Annotated in this window: 3 protein-coding genes; 1 reads left to right on the top strand and 2 read right to left on the bottom strand. The window is 17.3% G+C overall.

The annotated features are described in order from the left end of the window. Nucleotides 1-42: 42 nt before the first annotated feature. Entirely contained in the window at nt 43-555 is a 513-nt protein-coding gene (locus tag M0D11_RS05960; RefSeq protein ID WP_252320984.1) for a hypothetical protein, read from the bottom strand. A 75-nt stretch (nt 556-630) separates the two neighbouring features. Further along, nucleotides 631-984 (bottom strand): hypothetical protein, encoded by a 354-nt coding sequence (locus tag M0D11_RS05955; protein WP_252320982.1) that lies wholly within the window; start codon nt 982-984, stop codon nt 631-633. Nucleotides 985-1,235: 251 nt separating this feature from the next. On the opposite strand from M0D11_RS05955, the gene M0D11_RS05950 reads away from it, so the two are divergent. Then, nucleotides 1,236-1,427 (top strand): hypothetical protein, encoded by a 192-nt coding sequence (locus tag M0D11_RS05950; RefSeq protein WP_252320980.1) that lies wholly within the window; start codon nt 1,236-1,238, stop codon nt 1,425-1,427. Nucleotides 1,428-1,447: the final 20 nt, after the last annotated feature.

Below are 1,447 nucleotides of genomic sequence, written 5' to 3'. Positions count from 1 at the left end.
TCTTAGAGATGTTTTTAAAGATACTTTATAAATATATTAAACTTATATATTTGCTTGTAAATTTGATTTATATAAAAAACTATTACTATTTTTTAACTTTAATTTTATTTCTTTAAAAAAATCAAATTTTTCTTTTTCTTTATAATCATTAGAAAATATTTCTAAAGTTTCAGCATCAGATTTTTCATAAAAATGATATATATTATTGAATACTTGCTCTTGTGTTTCTTCTTCTTTTATTACTCGATATATAAAATTAAGAACTGAACACATTTTTCGATATTTATTATCTTTTCTTAAAGCATTATTAAATTTTTCTTTTTGTTTAGTATTCATTTTGGATATTTTAGAACTATTTTTAACGTTTGTTATATCAATTTCTTCATCCACTAAATAAACTACTTGATCTAAAAAATTTAATACTAATTCATCTACATCTTTTGATTTATATTTTTTTAAGGTTTCTAAATAAGTATCTGCTAAATTAATTGCTAATAAATTTAAAAAATTATTTAAAACTTTTGTTTTTAAATTTTTGTTGATATTTAAATCCATTATCAAAACTCCTTAAAATCACCTTCAATAGAGTGATTATATCAATTTTAACCTCATATTTTTGTAAATACAATATTACTTTATTTTTTTACCTTTAATTCGTTTTCTTTTAAGTTCCAATTCTAATTTAGGATTATTATCATGTTTTAAATAATAATTTTGTCTATTTATAATTAATTTATTTTCTAATATTAACCCTAATCTTTTAGTTTTTTCTTCAGCTAATTCTTTTTGTAATTTTCTGTCTTTTTCATTTTCAAGTGATTCATGTTTAAATCTAGAATCTTGTAAATCTTTTTCATGTTGTCTTTGCTTTTCTTTATCAATTAATTTTGCTTCAATCTTAGCTCTATTTTTTATATACTTTTTAATACTTTTAAAAATAGAAATTGGGTTCAAACAATCAATTATTTTTAATAAAATTTTCACATAACCCCCTACTCCCCATTTAAGTAATTATTATTAATATACTTATTATAAATTAAAATTTTATCAATTTCTTAGGGAATTGTTTTTTTTATTATATCATTTTATTTAAACTTGCTTTTAATTTATTTTTCTATGAATACTAGATTTATTATAGAAAATTATATCATTTTATTTATAATTTTTATAAATAAAATGATATAATAAAAAATATAAATAAATTATTTATAAAACTTTGAAATGGGGAATATAAAATGATTAATAACATAAAAAATATGATTAAAAATTACTCTAGAGAAATTGAGTGTCACGCAATAATAAAAAATAATTTAGAAAATAATCATTTAAAAAGTCAAGAGAATTTAATTAATATTGAAATGCAAAAAAATTACATAAAAATTAAAATGGAAATAATTGCAGAATTAAAAAAAATACTATATATTTAACATAAAATTGTGAGAAATCT

The organism is Spiroplasma endosymbiont of Lariophagus distinguendus, assembly GCF_023846195.1.
In the GTDB taxonomy this organism is placed as follows: Bacteria; Bacillota_I; Bacilli_A; order Mycoplasmatales; family VBWQ01; genus Spiroplasma_E.
This window is presented reverse-complemented; position numbering and strand designations above follow the sequence as displayed.